The organism is Arcobacter sp. CECT 8989, assembly GCF_004116715.1.
GTDB lineage: Bacteria > Campylobacterota > Campylobacteria > Campylobacterales > Arcobacteraceae > Halarcobacter.
Map to the genome: position 1 here is coordinate 1 of NZ_PDKE01000017.1, position 17,740 is coordinate 17,740.

26 protein-coding genes are annotated in these 17,740 nt (G+C 27.5%); 12 read left to right on the forward strand and 14 right to left on the reverse strand.

Annotated features, from left to right (window positions below; translation table 11 throughout):
- Positions 1-1,412, forward strand: a 1,412-nt coding sequence (lpdA, locus tag CRV02_RS13180; protein ID WP_129090724.1) for a dihydrolipoyl dehydrogenase, incomplete at its 5' end; no start/stop codon positions are given.
- A gap of 14 nt (positions 1,413-1,426) precedes the next feature.
- Positions 1,427-2,356: a D-2-hydroxyacid dehydrogenase gene (locus tag CRV02_RS13185; protein ID WP_129090725.1), complete on the forward strand. Its 930-nt coding sequence runs from the start codon at positions 1,427-1,429 to the stop codon at positions 2,354-2,356.
- Positions 2,357-2,490: 134 nt separating this feature from the next.
- Here the strand turns inward: CRV02_RS13185 and CRV02_RS15065 are convergent, their stop codons facing one another.
- The 6 genes from CRV02_RS15065 to CRV02_RS13215 form a co-directional block, all read right to left on the reverse strand.
- Positions 2,491-2,613 carry a hypothetical protein gene (locus tag CRV02_RS15065; protein ID WP_258239311.1) on the reverse strand — a complete coding sequence of 41 codons (123 nt, stop codon included), beginning with the start codon at positions 2,611-2,613 and terminating at the stop codon, positions 2,491-2,493.
- A 150-nt stretch (positions 2,614-2,763) separates the two neighbouring features.
- A complete protein-coding gene (locus CRV02_RS13190) occupies positions 2,764-3,198 on the reverse strand; it encodes a DoxX family protein (protein ID WP_129090726.1) in 435 nt (144 codons plus the stop codon).
- A 9-nt stretch (positions 3,199-3,207) separates the two neighbouring features.
- Positions 3,208-3,867: an NAD(P)H-dependent oxidoreductase gene (locus tag CRV02_RS13195; protein ID WP_129090727.1), complete on the reverse strand. Its 660-nt coding sequence runs from the start codon at positions 3,865-3,867 to the stop codon at positions 3,208-3,210.
- A 205-nt stretch (positions 3,868-4,072) separates the two neighbouring features.
- Positions 4,073-5,086: a zinc-binding alcohol dehydrogenase family protein gene (locus CRV02_RS13205; RefSeq protein WP_129090728.1), complete on the reverse strand. Its 1,014-nt coding sequence runs from the start codon at positions 5,084-5,086 to the stop codon at positions 4,073-4,075.
- A 45-nt stretch (positions 5,087-5,131) separates the two neighbouring features.
- Positions 5,132-5,914 (reverse strand): glycine betaine ABC transporter substrate-binding protein, encoded by a 783-nt coding sequence (locus CRV02_RS13210; protein WP_129090729.1) that lies wholly within the window; start codon positions 5,912-5,914, stop codon positions 5,132-5,134.
- A 10-nt stretch (positions 5,915-5,924) separates the two neighbouring features.
- Positions 5,925-6,929, reverse strand: coding sequence for an L-dopachrome tautomerase-related protein (locus CRV02_RS13215; protein WP_164969007.1), 1,005 nt, complete (start codon positions 6,927-6,929; stop codon positions 5,925-5,927).
- 148 nt (positions 6,930-7,077) lie between these two features.
- Here CRV02_RS13215 and CRV02_RS13220 point away from each other — a divergent pair, with 148 nt between their 5' ends.
- Complete coding sequence (locus tag CRV02_RS13220) at positions 7,078-7,956, forward strand: GyrI-like domain-containing protein (protein WP_129090731.1); 879 nt, start codon at positions 7,078-7,080, stop codon at positions 7,954-7,956.
- Between the two features lie 17 nt (positions 7,957-7,973).
- Here the strand turns inward: CRV02_RS13220 and CRV02_RS13225 are convergent, their stop codons facing one another.
- The 4 genes from CRV02_RS13225 to CRV02_RS13235 all read right to left on the reverse strand — a co-directional run bounded on the left by CRV02_RS13225 (position 7,974) and on the right by CRV02_RS13235 (position 9,253).
- The gene (locus tag CRV02_RS13225) at positions 7,974-8,240 is read right to left on the reverse strand and encodes a hypothetical protein (RefSeq protein WP_129090732.1); all 267 of its coding nucleotides are present in this window, start codon (positions 8,238-8,240) and stop codon (positions 7,974-7,976) included.
- 93 nt (positions 8,241-8,333) lie between these two features.
- Complete coding sequence (locus CRV02_RS15070) at positions 8,334-8,456, reverse strand: hypothetical protein (RefSeq protein WP_258239312.1); 123 nt, start codon at positions 8,454-8,456, stop codon at positions 8,334-8,336.
- Between the two features lie 67 nt (positions 8,457-8,523).
- A complete protein-coding gene (locus CRV02_RS13230) occupies positions 8,524-8,907 on the reverse strand; it encodes a hypothetical protein (RefSeq protein WP_129090733.1) in 384 nt (127 codons plus the stop codon).
- On the reverse strand, positions 8,897-9,253 hold the full coding sequence (locus CRV02_RS13235; RefSeq protein WP_129090734.1) for a hypothetical protein: 357 nt from the start codon (positions 9,251-9,253) through the stop codon (positions 8,897-8,899). The genes CRV02_RS13230 and CRV02_RS13235 overlap by 11 nt, the downstream gene beginning before the upstream one ends.
- 176 nt (positions 9,254-9,429) lie before the next feature.
- On the opposite strand from CRV02_RS13235, the gene CRV02_RS13240 reads away from it, so the two are divergent.
- A complete protein-coding gene (locus CRV02_RS13240; protein WP_129090735.1) occupies positions 9,430-9,885 on the forward strand; it encodes a hypothetical protein in 456 nt (151 codons plus the stop codon).
- A 206-nt stretch (positions 9,886-10,091) separates the two neighbouring features.
- Here the strand turns inward: CRV02_RS13240 and CRV02_RS13245 are convergent, their stop codons facing one another.
- A complete protein-coding gene (locus CRV02_RS13245; RefSeq protein WP_129090736.1) occupies positions 10,092-11,099 on the reverse strand; it encodes an IS1595 family transposase in 1,008 nt (335 codons plus the stop codon).
- A 172-nt stretch (positions 11,100-11,271) separates the two neighbouring features.
- Between CRV02_RS13245 and CRV02_RS13250 the strand changes: the two genes are divergently transcribed.
- Positions 11,272-11,550: an XRE family transcriptional regulator gene (locus tag CRV02_RS13250; protein ID WP_129090737.1), complete on the forward strand. Its 279-nt coding sequence runs from the start codon at positions 11,272-11,274 to the stop codon at positions 11,548-11,550.
- A gap of 78 nt (positions 11,551-11,628) precedes the next feature.
- A complete protein-coding gene (locus CRV02_RS13255) occupies positions 11,629-12,564 on the forward strand; it encodes a DNA adenine methylase (protein WP_129090738.1) in 936 nt (311 codons plus the stop codon).
- On the opposite strand, the gene CRV02_RS13260 is transcribed toward CRV02_RS13255, so the two are convergent.
- Positions 12,554-14,491, reverse strand: a complete 1,938-nt coding sequence (locus tag CRV02_RS13260) for an AlwI family type II restriction endonuclease (protein WP_164969008.1) — start codon at positions 14,489-14,491, stop codon at positions 12,554-12,556. The genes CRV02_RS13255 and CRV02_RS13260 overlap by 11 nt on opposite strands.
- A gap of 63 nt (positions 14,492-14,554) precedes the next feature.
- Between CRV02_RS13260 and CRV02_RS13265 the strand changes: the two genes are divergently transcribed.
- From CRV02_RS13265 to CRV02_RS13285, 5 genes are all read left to right on the forward strand, one after another.
- The gene (locus tag CRV02_RS13265; protein WP_258239313.1) at positions 14,555-15,733 is read left to right on the forward strand and encodes a DNA adenine methylase; all 1,179 of its coding nucleotides are present in this window, start codon (positions 14,555-14,557) and stop codon (positions 15,731-15,733) included.
- Complete coding sequence (locus CRV02_RS13270; protein WP_164969009.1) at positions 15,711-15,983, forward strand: hypothetical protein; 273 nt, start codon at positions 15,711-15,713, stop codon at positions 15,981-15,983. The genes CRV02_RS13265 and CRV02_RS13270 overlap by 23 nt, the downstream gene beginning before the upstream one ends.
- 67 nt (positions 15,984-16,050) lie before the next feature.
- Positions 16,051-16,317, forward strand: coding sequence for a hypothetical protein (locus CRV02_RS13275; protein ID WP_129090741.1), 267 nt, complete (start codon positions 16,051-16,053; stop codon positions 16,315-16,317).
- A gap of 9 nt (positions 16,318-16,326) precedes the next feature.
- Positions 16,327-16,518 carry a hypothetical protein gene (locus CRV02_RS13280; RefSeq protein WP_129090742.1) on the forward strand — a complete coding sequence of 64 codons (192 nt, stop codon included), beginning with the start codon at positions 16,327-16,329 and terminating at the stop codon, positions 16,516-16,518.
- Positions 16,519-16,529: 11 nt separating this feature from the next.
- Positions 16,530-16,841, forward strand: coding sequence for a hypothetical protein (locus CRV02_RS13285; RefSeq protein ID WP_129090743.1), 312 nt, complete (start codon positions 16,530-16,532; stop codon positions 16,839-16,841).
- 35 nt (positions 16,842-16,876) lie between these two features.
- Here the strand turns inward: CRV02_RS13285 and CRV02_RS13290 are convergent, their stop codons facing one another.
- The gene (locus tag CRV02_RS13290; protein ID WP_129090744.1) at positions 16,877-17,107 is read right to left on the reverse strand and encodes a hypothetical protein; all 231 of its coding nucleotides are present in this window, start codon (positions 17,105-17,107) and stop codon (positions 16,877-16,879) included.
- On the reverse strand, positions 17,094-17,234 hold the full coding sequence (locus tag CRV02_RS14880; protein ID WP_164969010.1) for a hypothetical protein: 141 nt from the start codon (positions 17,232-17,234) through the stop codon (positions 17,094-17,096). The genes CRV02_RS13290 and CRV02_RS14880 overlap by 14 nt, the downstream gene beginning before the upstream one ends.
- Before the next feature lie 134 nt (positions 17,235-17,368).
- Here CRV02_RS14880 and CRV02_RS13295 point away from each other — a divergent pair, with 134 nt between their 5' ends.
- Positions 17,369-17,587 carry a hypothetical protein gene (locus tag CRV02_RS13295; protein WP_129090745.1) on the forward strand — a complete coding sequence of 73 codons (219 nt, stop codon included), beginning with the start codon at positions 17,369-17,371 and terminating at the stop codon, positions 17,585-17,587.
- The last annotated feature ends 153 nt before the right edge of the window (positions 17,588-17,740 follow it).

Sequence of the window (17,740 nt, forward strand, 5' to 3'; positions counted from 1 at the left end):
TTCTTGTAATTGGAGCAGGTCCTGGTGGATATTCTGCTGCATTTAGATGTGCTGACTTAGGTTTAGATACTGTTTTAGTAGAAAGACACCCAACTTTAGGTGGAGTTTGTTTAAATGTTGGTTGTATTCCTTCAAAAGCATTACTTCATGTTGCTAAAGTTATTGATGAAGCAGCACATATTGAGCATGCTGGTATCAAATTCCCTAAACCAGAAATTGATTTACCAGGTGTAGCAGCTTATAAATCAGGAGTTGTTAAAAAACTTACTGATGGTCTATCTGCAATGGCTAAAATGAGAAAAGTAACTGTTGTTCAAGGTGTTGCTAAATTTGTAGATGAGCATACTGTAATTGTTGATCATACAGATAAAGAGGGTGAACAAACTAAAGTTTCTTTTGATAATTGTATTATCGCTGCAGGTTCTCAGTCTTCTAAAATGGGATTCATTCCTCATGAAGATCCAAGAATTTGGGATTCTACAAATGCACTTGAAGTAAAAGAAGTTCCAAAAAGACTACTTGTAATGGGTGGTGGAATTATTGGTCTTGAAATGGCTACAGTATATCAAAGATTAGGTTCTGAGATTGATGTAGTTGTTAGAGGTCCTCAAGTTATGACAGGAACTGACAAAGATATCGTTAAGGTATATACAAAAGCAAATGAGAAGAAGTTTAACTTTATGTTTAAAACTCAAACTCAAGCTATTATTCCTAAGCAAGAGGGTATCTATGTAGAGTTTAAAGGTGAAAATGCACCTGCTGAGCCTCAAACTTATGATGCAGTATTAGTTGCTATGGGTAGAACTCCAAATGGATTAAACATAGGATTAGAAAATACTGGTGTTGAAGTTGATGATAAAGGGTTTATCTCTGTAGATAATCAAATGAGAACAAAAGTTCCTCATATCTTTGCTATTGGTGATATTATTGGTCAACCAATGCTTGCTCATAAAGCAGTACATGAAGGTCATGTTGCAGCAGAAGTTATCGCAGGTCACAAAGTATTCTTTGAACCTAAACAAATTCCTGGTATTGCATATACATTCCCAGAAATTGCAACTGCTGGTATGAGTGAAATTGAAGCAAAAGAAGCTGGAATCAACTATGAAGTTGCATCATTCCCTTGGTCTGCTTCTGGTAGAGCATTAGCTTCAGATGTATCTGAAACTGGTATGACAAAACTAATTTTTGATAAAGATACTCACCAATTAATAGGTGGTTCTTTAGTTGGTGAAAACGCAGGTGAATTACTTGGTGAAATTTCATTAGCTCTTGAAATGGATTGTGATGCTGAAGATATTGGATTAACAATTCATGCTCACCCAACTTTACATGAATCTGTTGGTATGTGTGCAGAAATCTTCCATGGAAGTATTACTGACTTACCAAACAAAAAAGCTGTAAAGAAATAGATAAAGGATTAAAAATGGAAATTGTATTTTTAGATAGAAAAACATTAGGGAATGATATTTCACTTGAAAAATTTAATGAATTGGGAAATGTAACAATTTATGAAACAACAAGTGAAGATGAAACTTTAGAAAGAATAAAAAATTGTGATGTTGTAATTACAAATAAGGTTGTGATTACGAAAGAGATAATGAATAATTCAGATATAAAACTAATTTGTGTTACTGCAACAGGGACAAATAATGTTGATATTGAATATGCAAAGAAGAATGGAATCGAAGTTAAAAATGTTGTAGGTTATGCAAAAGCAACTGTCGCTCAACTTACTATCACTTTAGCATTACACTTCATTCAAAAACTTGATTATTATAAAAACTATGTTGAAAATGGTGGTTGGGGAAAATCAGATATTTTTACCCATTTAGATGAACCTTTTTATGAACTTGAAAATAGAAACTGGGGAATAATTGGTTTAGGAAATATTGGGCAAAGAGTTGCAAATATTGCAAAAGCTTTTGAATGTAATGTAAACTATTATTCAACTTCTGGGAAAAACTCTAATTCTAAATTTAATCAAATGAGCATAGAGAAACTTTTAAAAACTTCAGATATTATCTCGATTCATTCACCATTAAATGATGCTACAGCTAATCTGATAAATAAATCAAATCTATCATTATTAAAAGATGGTGCAATCTTAATTAATGTTGGACGTGGTGGAATTATAAATGAAGAGGATTTAGCAAAACGACTTGATGAAGAAAAAATATTATATTGTGGTCTTGATGTCGTAGAATATGAGCCAATAAAAGAAAATAATCCTTTAAATAAAATTGAGAAGAAGAATAGATTAGTTATTACTCCTCATATTGCATGGGCTTCTATTGAAGCTAGAAATAAAATCATCAATACAACATTTGAAAATATTAAAAGTTTTATAGATTAATATTTTTAATATAGTACCTTTCATTTTCTTTTTGTAAATCAATATTTACTTCAAAAACTTTATAAAGGTTTTCTGAAGTAAATACTTTTTCTTTTGAAAATTTACTAAGAAGATTAATAAACAAACTTTGAGATTTAATTACTATCTGCTTTTACAGCAATAGTTGAGTCTTTTCCAGAAGAATACATTTTATTTGTATATACATTTTTACTTCCAATTGCACTTATTTCAACTAACTTAGTAGTTGGGTTAATCAAAGGATGAATTGATACAAATACTCTACCATCACTTGATACAGTTAAATTTGTGGGCCTTTCATCAAAAGTTGCAACTATTTTTTACAACTTCAGCACTATTTACAAATAGTGCTGAAGCAATTATAAGAGTTGATACAAAAATCTTTTTCATTAATTATTCTCCTCGCAATCACATTTTCCTCTTAATTTATCAATTGAAACTTTATTCAATTCAATAAAATATGAAAGCATAAAAAAGAAAATTGCATAAATCATTTGGAAAGATGCCCATTCCCAATTTTCTTTTAGACAAGCTCCAAATAATAGAACCACAATAAGTAAAGCCCCAACTAATAATGCTTGTCTTGTAAATAAACCTAAAATAAGTAAAGCCCCAACAATTAATTCAACAAATGGAATTGTATATGCCAATAGACTTACTAAAAAATCAGGTAAAAAAGTATCTTGAAAATATCCTACCATCCATGTATTAAATCCTTCAAGTTTTGGTAGTCTTACCATACCATGAACAAACATATTTACACCCATTGCTAATCTTAACAATGCATATGCTAAATCTTTACTATTTTGTTTTGTACTGCACATAAATTATCCTTAGTTATACCATTTTGCTATATCATTAATATCTTGTCTAGCTTTTCCTCTTGAATCCTCTTTTCTATATCCAAAAGCAAGCATACAAGATACACCAAACTCTTTAGTATCAATATTTAAGTCCTCTTCTAAGAAATCTGTCATTTTTTCCATCTCAAAACCTTCAATAGGACATGAATCAATACCAATATAAGCAGCTGCTGTCATCATATTTCCTAAAGCAATATATGTTTGCTTTGTAGCCCAATCAAACATAGCTCTATCATCATTTATTAAATTAAAATCATTTTTTTGAAAGTTTTCATAAAACCCACCTTTTAACTCTATTATCTTTTGTGGTAATTTCTGAACATCTTTCATCATATGTGAAATATAATTACTGTTATAAACCATAGAGTCTTTTTTTCTTGATAGAATAATGACATAATGACTACAAGTAGGAAGTTGACCTTGTCCACCCCAAGTAAACACTTTTAGTTTTGTTCTCAAATTTTTATTTTGAACTACTAAAAATTGCCATGGTTCAAAACCAAATGAACTTGGACTTAATCTTCCTATTTCTAATAAATAATTAAAATCTTCATCTGAGATTTTTTTATTCTTATCAAAAACTTTGCAAGCATGTCTAAACTGCATTGCTTCTAAAAACTTTTCTTTCATTTTTTTACTTTCTAATATTTACTCTTTATAAACTGTGTAGGATTCTCATTATTTTAATGTAAATCATAGTTAACACATCCTTTTTCTGCTCTTGTAATATTAATTATATTCAAAAGCTCTAATTTAACTAGTTCTACTTTGTCTGCTTTTGCAATAATAATTGCAACGATCGTTAATTTAGTCTTTTGTTTTTCCTATGATTACTTTATTTTGTATAGTCAATAGCTATTTTACCTATTGAAGTACCTGTTTCTATTTTTTTATGAGCTTCTTTTAAAGTTTTGACACTAAAACCATTTAACGTTTGAATTAATGTTGTTTTAATTCTTCCACAATCAACTAAATTTGCTATATCAGTTAAAATATGATGTTGTTGTTCAATATCTTCTGTATTAAACATAGATCTAGTAAACATTAACTCCCATACAAAACCAGCTGCTTTATCTTGTAATTTACTCAAATCAACACCACCTTCAAATTCTACAATTGAACAAATTGTACCTTGAGGAGCTATTAACTCTACCATTGAATCCCAATGGCCTTTTGTATCTGCAACGTTAAAAATATAATCAACAGTATCAAACCCAATTTCTTTAACAGAATTTACTAAATCTCTATGATTTACAACATAATCTGCACCCATCTCTCTACACCAAGATGAAGTCTCTTCTCTTGAAGCTGTAGCAATTACCGTTAAATTTGTTAGCTCTTTTGCTATTTGTGTTGTGATAGAACCAACACCTCCTGCTCCACCTATTATAAGTATAGTTTTTTTCTTAGTTGGATTAATTTTTAACCTATCAAATAAAGCTTCATACCCAGTAAGTGCTGTCAAGGGAAGAACTGCAGCTTGTGTGTCATCTAAACTAGATGGGGCAAGAGCAACAATACGTGAGTCAACTGCTTGAAATTGTGCATTTGAACCATTTCTTGTAACATCACCTGAATAATAAACCCTATCTCCTGTTTTAAAATTAGTTACCTTCTCACCAACTTCTTCTACAATTCCAACTGCATCATAACCCAATATTCTAGGACTTTCAAGCTCTTTATCTAGAGCAGTTCTTATTCTAACTTTTGCATCAGCTGGATTTACTGATACAGCATTAACCTTTACTACTATATCAAAACCTATTGCTTTTGGTTTTATTGTTTCAAACTCAATTAAACTTTCTTCATGGTCAATCTCATGCGATGTTTTAAATCCTATTGCTTTCATTTTTTTCCTTTTATTTTATTTCCAATTATTTTATTTCCAATTATTTTATTTCCAATTATTTTTTAACCACTCTTTTGTAGCAACATCAATATCTTTATTTTCTCTACAAACTCTATAATCAAGCTCCGCTATTATTTCATTTGAAAAACGTAATCTATCTAAAGCTTCTAATTCATCTTTTGAAAAAAGTGATTTTCTATCATCTCTTAATAGCATTACTGCTCTATCTACAATTCCTAGAAGTCCTTTAGGCTCTTCTATCTCTCTTATATTATATTTGTAATGTAAAAATTGTGGCTTCCATAATGGAACAACAATCCACTCTTTGTTTTTAACTGCTTCTTCAAATCTTGTAAAACAATTTTCCTCCGTCCCTGTATGAAATTTATAACCAGCATTACTTAATTTATACTCTTCTAACATTTTAATAGAAAATCTAGTGATTCCAGCTCCTGGAGTAATACCTTGAATATCTTTTGTCATATTTTTAAAAACATCAGGTTTTAATAAATCACTTACTGTAGATACTTTTTCTTCAGGAATATAATCAGGAACTCCCCAAAGTGCATATGGCTCATAGTGTAAACCTAATTCAGTTAAAGACATCTCTTCTTCTGTATCTTTTTTATAGATTCCATGACTTGAAGGTAACCAAGCAGAAGTTAATAGATCAACTTCTCCTGATTTTAATTTTTTAAAATTTTCTTGATGAGAAGAGTAAACTCTTTCTAGCTCAAATCCTAAATCTTTAAGTACATTTGTTACTAAAGATGCTGTTACATGATGAAAAGATAAATCTGTTACACCTATTATTAACTTTCTTGACATAAAATATACTTTATTTTACTAATGGTGTTTTTACAATCAAAAATGATCCTTTTGTATCATCTTTACCATTGTTTAGTGCAGGAATTCTATTTAACTGGTTAACAACTGCATATACATATTCATTTTTTATTTCTAAACCATCTGGCCAACTTTGGCCTTTTGGAAGTCTTGCAATAATTTTATAGCCATTTTTATTTGATACACCTATTGCTTGATTTTCAATATCTGTAATATAAACATTTTGATTTTCATCAACTTTAATCCCATCACTAAATGATTTGGGTGCATAAAACTCTATATTTTTGGCAACGGTTTTGACGTCATCAAATTTTGATGCTTTAACTCTATAAACTTTTTTACCATTTAATGCCCCAAAATAAACCCATTCAAAAGAAGGATCAATTGCAATCGGATTTAACGCAAATCCACCTTCAAAATCTGGCATCATTGATGAATGAGATTCCGCAACTCTAGTAGCCTTTCCTGTGTTTATATCAACTACAACAAAAGCTGGAGTTGGTGTACTTTTTAAATCAGCTTGTGTCATATCAGCAATAATTGCTCTTCCTCTTTTTTCATCAAGAACAAAATCTTGTAAAAATGATGTAGATGTCAAGACTTCACTAGGAATTTTAATAATTTTATTTAACTTATTTGTTTTTAAATCCCAAAGAACAAACTGTTTTGCTCCCATATCTAAAACCCAAAGATTATCTTTACTATCAACCCTAATCCCAATAGTAGCTTTAATGATAGAATCATTTACTGAAGAATCAGAATACTTTACATTTGGATAAATATTTTTACTCCCAACTGCACTTATTTCAACGACTTTTTTAGTTGATCCAACAATTGGATGTCCAGTAACAAACATTCTGCCTTTATTTGAAATTGCTATATTTGCAGGTCGTATGTTATCAAACGTTACAACTGTTTCCGTTTGTAAAGCACTACTTGCAGAAGCGAAAGTCGCAACTGCCAATAGTAAACTAGTTAATATGTTTTTTAACTTCACTATTATCTCCTTTTTTGTATAATTTACATAAATGATTGTTACAATAATAAATGTAAGTATTGGAATTATACTTATTTCAAAAAGAAAAAAATAGCATTTTTTTGTTAAAATCATCAATCAATCTTGTTATTTTTTATTGGGAGTATTTATGGCAAAAAAATTAGGAACTAATAAAACTCATTTTGAACAAATAAATTTAACTTTAGTTTATATAGATCAAAACTACAGTACTGATATCACCGTTAAAGAGTTAGCAACAATAAGTGGATATTCACTTTTTCATTTCCATAAAATATTCAAAGAAATAGTTGGAGAAAATGTAAATAGTTATATAAGAAATACGAGATTAGAGAAAGCCTCAAATTTATTATTATACAATCAACATAAAACGATAAAAAATATAGCAATTGACACTGGGTTTACTACTTCAACAGGGTTTACTGCTTCATTCAAAAAAAAGTTTGGACTTACACCTAAAGAATGGAGAAAAAGCGGTTATGAAAATAAATCTTTTTCTGAAGCTTCTATCATTGAAATTAAAGAAAATATAAATGTAGGAACACCTGAAATAGTTAAAGAAGCTAAAATTCCTATATTGTATATGAGAGTATATGGATACGAAAAAGATGTAAGTAAAACTTGGAAAAAAATGGTTGCATGGGCAGATGAATTTGATATGTTAGAGAAACCGCATAGATATATAGGTTTATTTCATAACCATCCTTCATTCACTCCGTATAGTAATGCAAGATATTTAGCTTGTATTCAAAACTTATCTAATGCATTTAGAAGTGGACGTGTGGGAAAATGTACTATAAGTAGTGGACGTTTTGCAAAATTTCAATTTAAATGTAAACATGATAAACTTTATAAAATGATGCACGCAACTTACATAAAATGGTTACAAAATTCTGATTATGAAGTTAGAAATTTTCCTGCATATGTAGAATATAAGAATCCGAAGGAACTAGTGAAAAATGGAGTTTTAGATATTGATTTTTATATGCCTATACAATTGAAAAGTTAAATATTCAGATTTAAACCTCATTTCTTATTATCAATATGATTAAACAATCGATACTTCTGCTCAATTGAAGTACATATATCATTTACAAATTGGCTCATATTTTTTTGTTCATCTTTAATAGAACTGACTACATCTTTAAGCACATTAATATTATTCAGTTCAGTAGACATTGAGAACTGTTTAAATTCATCTGGAAGTTTGATATTATGATCTGCATAATGATCTACAACTTCTCTCTTCATATGTATAATTTGCTTGAGTGTCCACTTTGATATTAAAAACATTAAATACCTTCAATACTATTTTCTTTTTATAAGTTTCTTCATCAGAGTACTTGCTTAGTTCTGATAAATATTTTTCTTTATTTCCCATTGCATTTACATACTCTTTTGAATCATCAGTTTTTCTTGAGGCATCGCAATACCAATTTCTTTAAATGCTTTTTCTAGTTTTTCCAAGGACTCTTTGCTATCTAGTCTAATACCTATGTATAATGACATCATTCTCCTTCAAATTTTCTATTTTTAATCTTATTAATATAAGATTTTACATAAAACACTCTATATTTTATACAAAATTATTAATACTACCATCATACAAGATTTCAAATTCTGTGTTATATTCATATGTTACTTTTATTGTTTGTGCATCTAAATCAATGAAATAGATATATCCCTTGTCTTTATTTACTTCATATAAATCATTATCTACCTCATCAAACTGAATACTATCTCTCTTAATATCTTTTTTGTACTCCAGTTGAAACCTAGAAATATCTGCAGCAATAACTCTATTTACTAATGAACCTTTTTCAGTATTATTAACTGTAGCTTCAATTAGCTCTTTCATTGAATAAACTTTTGCATCATGTAAAATTGATAATTCAATCTTTCTCTCATTTCCTAAACAATCTGTATCTTTAAAAATTATTGTTCCTGTATTAACTTGCATCTTTTACCCCTTCATTAAATTTATTTTCTTCTTTTCTTAATTCATCAGCTCTCAATAATTCAATTATCTTAAGCTCATCTTCTTTACTTACCTCAGTATTAAATGTTGAAATGACAGATATCATCAACCTTTCTGATAATCTAATCTTTTCTACCTTCTCATAAATCTTTTTAAATTCATTAATATATTTTTTATCACTCTTATAATCTTCAGTAAATAAAGAGTTTCTATACTCTTCTCTAATAGCTTTTAACTTCTTAATCACTTTTGTTAAAGAAGCTTTTGCTGCACTTTGTTTTCTTCTAATTATCAAATCTTTATCTTTGATAGTTCTATACTCTAACATTGAATGGCAAATCGAATAACAATTCTCTCCTACTCTTTTAAGAATATAACTTCCTGAATAGCAACAAGAAGGTCCTTTCTTTCTAAGTACCCGATATTATGTAGCAAATGCACAAGACTTTTAGGATGATTTTCGGCTAAAATTTCAGTAATTTATCTTAATTATTGGAGTAAAAAATGGCTGACACTCATGTTATATCTGCACTATCAAAAAAAGGAGGTGAGCTTCTTGGCTCAATTAGACATTACAAAGAACTAATTTCATCTTTAGATAAAGATTTAGCTACTATAGATGCAACTATAAGAATATTTGAACCTGATTTTAAATTTGGTTCTACAAAAATTGTTAATAAACATAAAAGAAATAGATATTTTGAAACTGGTGAAGCAAGAAGACTTATTTTAGAAGCTCTTAAAGAGAAAAATGAACCTACAAGAACTGATGATTTAAGTGATATTATTATGAATAAGAAATCTCTTAGTTTTGACAATGATTATGAACTTAAAAACTTTAGAAAATCAGTTATTAGTGCATTAAGTACTTTGGAGAAAGATAACCTAGTTGAAAGGGTTAATAAAATAGGTCTTGTGATTATTTGGAAGATTAAGGATTTAAACTCCATGCCCGACTAAAAGGAGCATGAACATCGTGAATCCACACTTGCAAAATCCCGCAAGAATGAGGACAAATCTCTCTGAAACTTATCTCACAATGTCTTATATTGCTTTGCTCTTTTGCGACAATACGCTAAAGCTAGTTCACATCAGCCTTTTATTAAAACTCTTAGTTTAAAAATAAAAGTCGTATATCTTTAAAATTGTAAAGCAGTTTACAATTCTTACTCATTAATGAGCCAAGATATACCTTGCCAGTAACCACAAAACTCATTAGATACTAAAGAAGATAAACACTTTTCTAAAATATCATCAAAAATCTCTTTATTAGATTTTCTTCTTGTATCTTCTCTATATGCAATTTCATTAGCATAGTTAGATAAGTATAAATTTCCAATCTTATGTAAGTTACCATATTGCATTCTTCTAAACCTTGTATTAAATGATTCACTTTGATTATTGTTCTCTCCATATACTCCTGAATACTCTACTTGATGATTAACTCTATTCATATCATAATGAGCAGTTAAATCATCATAAGCATTTGATTCATCAGCATGGATTGAAGAACCTACTTTAATATATTTGTGAGCTATCTCTTTTATCTCATTAGAGTTCTCAGATTTTAAGATGAAAGTTTTAGTTTTTATTGCTCCTACGGTTTCATCACTAAGCTCTGCTCTTTGTCTTAAAGAGATAACAACTCTCTTATTAGGCTTATGAACTTTTCTTCTATCAACTCTTTTGTCTATTTGATTTTTTGGTCTTATATAATGACCTACATAAACACCATCCATTTCACAAGTTCCTTCAAACTTTTCATCTTCATTATAATCCATTAATGATTCTCTAATCTTATGGGATAATACCCAAGCAGTTTTATATTGAACATCTAAGTCCCTACTTAATTGTAAAGCTGAAATTGATTTAACTGCATTAGTAAATAAAGCAATTGCTAAAAGATATATTTTTAAAGGTTTTTTATGACTAGCAAAAATAGTTCCACTAGTAACAGAAAATGTATGAAAACACTCTTTACATCTAAACTGCATTCTTGTTTTTAAAAAGTAATGTTTTTTAACTGAACCACAACAAGGACAAACTGGTTCACCATTTGTAGCATTCCATCTAACATTTTTAAATAATTCAAAAGCTTCCATGTCAGACATCATCAGAATTTTTATCATTGATAACTCTCTTGCTTTACTTGATAGTAGAAAATGTTGTGCCATTTTTTGTTCCTTGTGTTTTATTTATACTTAATTATAACACATAATTTTATGTGTTGTCAATAAAAATTGTCAAATATTTTGATTTATTAGATAAATAATTTTATGTGATAAACACATATTGATTAATATAGATTTAAGGCTTTTTTATATATTATAAAGAATAAGGATGCTTATGGATTACGATGAATTAATTAGAAATATTAGAAAATCAGGATTAAGTGTTAAAGAATTTGGGCATCTTATAAAGACAAATCCAAATTCAATAACCAACCTAAGAAGTAAAGGTAAGATTCCAAAAAACTTAGCTATTATTGCAGTTTTGCTTGGAGAATTAGTAGATAAAGATATTCCTTATGAACATTTATTTGAGAAACTTGGATTGGAAGAACAAAAACGGAAATTGAGTGAAGAAACGAAAAAAAATCTTTTTAAAAAGAAAGATGAAAAATAAAAATATTTCAAATTGTAATATAATTACAAATTTTAAAAAGTTTTCATTATAATAAAAGCATAAAAAAAGGGCAACACAATGAATATTTCAGTAGATACATTCTCATATTTAGATTTACTACAAAAAGAATTTATAAAATCACCTCTTAATTATACTGGTGGAAAATTTAAATTATTAAATCAAATTGTTCCTTTCTTCCCAAAAAAGATTGATACTTTTGTAGATTTATTCTCAGGTGGTTGTAATGTAGCAATAAACAGTAATGCCAATAAAATCGTTGCAAATGATATAAACAAAGAAGTAATTGAGCTTTATGAATATTTTAAAAACAATTCTATCAAAAAAATAAAAACTGAAATTAGTAACCTTATTAAAAGATATAATTTAAGTGAATCTTCAAAATTTGGATATGAAAAATATAATACTAATTCAAGAGAAGGGCTTGCTTCTTATAATAAAGAGAATTATTTAAGACTAAGAGAAGATTATAACTCAAATCCTAATCCAATTATGTTCTATACTTTAGTAATCTTCGCATTTAATAATCAAATTAGATTCAATAAAAATGGAAAATTCAACTTACCAGTTAACAAGAGAGATTTTACTTCAAATATGCAGAAAAATTTAGAGCTATTTGTAAATAGATTAAAAAATCTTGACATAGAATTCAAATCAACCGATTTTAGAAAAGTATCAATTCCTGATGATTCTTTTGTATATCTTGACCCACCATACTTGGCTACAACTGCAAGTTATAATGAAAATGGTGGGTGGAATGAAAAATTAGAAGAAGAACTTTTAGACTATCTTGATTCATTAACTAGTAGAGGTATTAAATTTGCTTTATCAAATGTACTTGAAAGTAAAGGTAATAAAAATCAATTACTAATAGACTGGTGCAAAAGCAAAAACTATAAAGTGAACTATTTAAATCACTCATATAGTAATTGCAATTACCAAACTAAAAATAGAGATAAAAACTCAACAATTGAAGTTTTAATTACTAATTACTAAGCCTATTTATTAGAGGTTTTACGGTATTTGTGTACCATTGAGAACCTCTAGTTTCTCTATCGTTTATAACCATGATAAATTTTTCTCTTAAATTGGTATATATCTCATTAGAAGATAAAATTTCAATAATATCATCTGTATTAAGTGGTAGAATATTCATCCCGTTTATATAGTCACCTCTTGAGTTCTCCCAAGGGATTACTCTTCTACTTCTAAAATCATTTAATACATTTCTGTCTAAATACGAAGCAATAAAAATACCGTAGCTTTCTTTTCTTTTATCTCCATCAGGAAGTTTTAAAAGCATATTCCCAAGATGTCTTGATACCGATTCCATTTCAGCTCTTCTTTGATTTGTACCATCTGTTAGTGTAACTTCAATCATTAATTTATGGCTACCATAATCATATTCAAAATCAGAACTTCCTCCTACAGCATGAGATTTAGGCAACATGTTATTATCTAATGATAATCCTGCATTTAATATGAAGTCAATATTTTTATTATCAATATAATACCAAGCTAATGCAATAACATATTCATATATGGTAGGAACAGTTGCACTATCAGTCACTAGATTTTTTATTTTTTTGTCTTGTCTAGTATTGAATAATGGTAATATTTCATTTGCAATTTTTTCTTTTGAAAAATTTTCTTGTATTAATTTTTCAAGCTTTAATTTACTTTGCTTGTATTTATAATCTTTTAATTCATTAGTATTATTACTTAGTCCATATTGAGAAAGTAGTTCAATTATTCGTGGATTATCAAATAAAAAGTTAAGAGAATTTTCATTAATGCTTAAGAATCTTTTGAAATACATATTAATTCTACGCATATAAAATGTTTTTAATATCATAGACATTGTTTCAATAATAGAAGCACCATCAGCATTAAACTCAAATATACCAGTTAAAGATAAATATCTTTTATTTAAATCGGCATAGTCTTTTAGATTATTTTTACATCTACTTATTTCAATAAATTCAAAAAAACATTCAAGAAAAGTCATTTCATCAGATTGATTAAAATAATTTAAAATTGGTTCTAAACTTTCTTCATTTTTATATCTAAGATTGTTAGGAAGTATATATTTCATATATTGAGTTTTTATTTTGTTATCAGTGCTATTTATTCTATTTTTAAATAGTTTTTCTATATCTAAAAGAGTATGAGTTCCTGTTTTTAATCTATGCAGAATATTTAATAACTCAAAAGCTACAATACCTGAATTACCACCATTTGATGATTTTAACAAGCTTACACATTCATCAAAATTGCGATGAGAATAATTATGTATAAATTGAGTTCTTTTTGTATTGAAAAGAAGGTCAGAGTTTATAATTTGTTTTATAAAATCATGATAATTTAAATCTCCATTAGAAAATTCTCTTTTTAAAGTTAATGTAAATTTTTTATAAAGTGGAAGCAGTAAAAATTGTTTAGTAGTCAAACTTCCACCATTACTAATAAAATATAATAGATAATGTGTAAAATCATTAAATCTAATATTATTGTCTGACTTTGAATAAGAAAAAAAAGCTTTTAAAAAAAATAAAGAAACTAAATCAATTTGCAAAAAGTTATTAAATTTTAAATAATCTTTGTTCCTTAGCATTGATAATAGTTCTCTTCCTAAAGGAGTAATTACTTTTTGATTCCTTTTTATTAAGTTCATATTTTCTAATGGAGAAGATTTAGCTCTAGCATCTTTTGTTCCAAGTTTAATACTTGTTTTTGTCTTCAATAAACCACTATCAATTAGCATATAGTAATATTTCTCTTGAAGAATTGTATTTGAACCACTCCATTCTTCACCTTCATGTGCTTCATAAAATAGTTTTTCAAATAAAAATAATTGTTCTTCAATATTATATAATAATGTTTTGGGTCTTAATGTTGTATTTCCAAAATAAGAATAGTTCATATATTTTCTCCTTTTATGCAACATAAAATGAACTAATTAAGTTGCACTTTGATATAATTCATCATGAAAAATGAACTTAAAATCACAATTGATGATTTGTATTTAAAACATTTAGATACAAATATGCAAAAAAATAATTTTGCATCTTATAGTAAAACAGTTGAAAAGCTAATACACGATAGTACTGATGAATTAAAAAAAACTCCATTTGATAAGTTTTCTATTCATAATAGAAGATATATGGGGTCAAAAACAAAACTTTTAGAATTTATTTCTAAAACGATTGATAATGAGATTGGAGAGTACTCTAGTTTTGTTGATATATTTTCAGGGACTGGTGTTGTAGGTAACTATTTTAATAAAAGTAATGTAAAAACCATAACAAATGATTTATTATATTCTAATTATATATCTAACTATGCTTTTCTATCTGATGAAAGTTTTGATTTTAATAAAATAGATTCAATTATTAGTGAATTCAATAGTATTAAAGGAAGAGAAAACTATTTTTCAAAATGTTTTGGAGATAAATTTTTTTCAAATTCAACGGCAAAAAAGATAGGGACAATTAGAGAGTCAATTGAAAAATCTTATAAAAAAGATGAAATAAATTTCAGGGAAAGAGCTATATTAATTACTTCTTTAATTTATGCTTCTGATAAAATTGCAAATACTTGTGGTCACTATGACGCATACAGAGAAAATGCCGAATTTAAAGATGAATTTTTCTTAAAGCATTTAGATATTTTTCATGATAAAAACAAAGCTAATGAGATTTATAATACTGACAGTAATATATTATTTGATAATGAAATAGAGCATTCTGTAGATATAGTTTATGCAGACCCTCCATACAATTCAAGACAATACTCTTCTCTTTATCACTTAGTTGAAAACTTAGCTAGATGGGAAAAACCTGAGGTTGAGGGCAAAGCTTCAAAAATGAAAAATAGAAAAGAAAAAAACTCTAAATATTGTAGTAAAAATGCCATTGATACATTTGATGAATTATTATCCAATGTAAAAGCAAAATATTTTATTTTATCTTATTTTAATATGGGGGATAAAGGAAATGATAGGTCTAATGCAAGAATGAAAGAAGAAGATATAATTAGAGTTATGAACAATAAAGGCAATTTAACTATAAGAGAAATGGAACATCAACCTTTCTCTACTGGTAAGTCTAAAATAGATAACCATAAAGAACTTTTATTTATTTGTGAGCTTAAAAACAATGCCTAACACCCAAACCTTAGAATATAATAAAGGCAAAGGCACTATAAGCCTTTGTACTTATACAGAAGATGGTTTCTTAGATAGCGAAATAAATATCACTGATGAAGCTGTAAATCTTGTATTAGATAAGCTATACGATGATTATAATTTAGATGAAGGAGATGAACTTTTAATTGTAAAAGATAAAAGTAGTTCTAAAACTTCTAAAGACTCCATAAAAAGACTTATATGTAATAATAATCCTAGGAAAAACTAAATAACTTTTACTTACTTATTATATAAATATATATTATTTTTTGTTAAAATAAATCAAAAGGATTTTTTTGAAAACAAAACTACTTTTATTAAATATACTTTTATTGTCTTCTATAAACCTAAATGCTAATCTTGAAGTAAAATCTGCTGATGTAATTCAAAATAAAATTCTTGAAGATGATTTAATTAATACTGCAATTAATCTAGGGAAGTTAGCTAAAAGAAGTATTAAAACAAATGATAAAGCTATTATCAAAAAAGAGTGCATAAAGCTTTCTTCTATGTTAAACAATGAAACCTATAAAAAGCAGTTCTTAGATGAATGCACTAAATAAAGGAATCAAATGGAAAATAAAAAGAGTATAGCCTATAATTTTAAAATAGGTAGTAGAATTTACTTTAATGATGAAGAGCTAGGTAGTATGCCATGTGAAGTACTTGAAGTTAAAGAAGATATTTTAGTTTTAGATAATGGCTATGATAAACCTTTTGAAGCTAAAGTAAGTGATTGTGAACCACAAGATGATTCAAGATAGGTTATACTAATATGGTTACTTACTATATTACTGGGCATACTTTTTATTTAAAAGAAGAGATTAAAGCTATAAAACCTACTAGAAAAGATTTTAAGAACTGGTGGAAGTATAACTATGATTTTAAATGTTGGGAACTTGAAGTTCCTAATAGTACTGATTCAAAAAGATTTAGAAATAAATTACAATCATATTGTGATAAGAATAATCTAAAACTAGAAGTGTATGAGCTTACTAAACCTTTAACTAAGTCTATGAATGACTTTGAAACTATTGAAGCATTTTTTGATTATATGCACAAAATCAACCAAAGACCAAAACTTTAATTTTTAAAATACTATATTTTTATACAAAAAGCATTTCAAAAGCCCTTAAAATAGCTTTGTGCATTTGCTACATAATATCGTAAGTACCTAGCAAGTCTTCTTACTGCTCTTAATCTAAACGTAGAATCTCTTTTCCCAAAACTATAATTCACATAGATATTTTCATTATGTTTATTAAATGCAGAACCTTTATTAAACTTCTCAATCTTTACCCCAATAAACTCAAAATGAAATTCATTTTCATCTTTTCTTTTATAATCTTTCACTTGCTTTTACAGTTCTTAATGCTTTAGTAGTATCTTTTTGTAAATACCATTTAGAAGCAAGTACTTCATAATTTAAGTGTTCTCCATGTGGATGTTTAGTAATAAATACTCTTGAAACTCTTGTCATTACTTACCTTTTAGTAAAAACATATCGAAATTATATATCACTTTTCATAATTTATCAATCTTAATAAATATTATTATTGACAAACATATTATAATTGATATATTAAGCTTACAATTTTTAAAGGATTATATACCATGTGCAAGAACTTAACTTTTTATAAACCATCTAACGCAACAAAAAAATTAAAACTACAAAACTGTTCAAGTGGAAGAAAACTTGTAGTATCAACTAATTGGTTGCCTCTTTTTGGATTTGAAGCAGACTCAAGAGTTAAAGAAGAATTAATATCAAAAGGTAAAGGTATTAGAATTTCTTTAGTAGATAAAGAAGAAGGTATATACAAGACAGTATAAGAGTAGAAAAAACAACCCTATAGAAACTCTTTTAGATATAAGAAGTCAAAGACTAATAAATGATGCATTTCCTGAAGATACTGAAAATGTACATATTCTATTCTCATATGGTGAAATAGTAATTACTCCTATTAGCAATAGAAAAAATAAAGC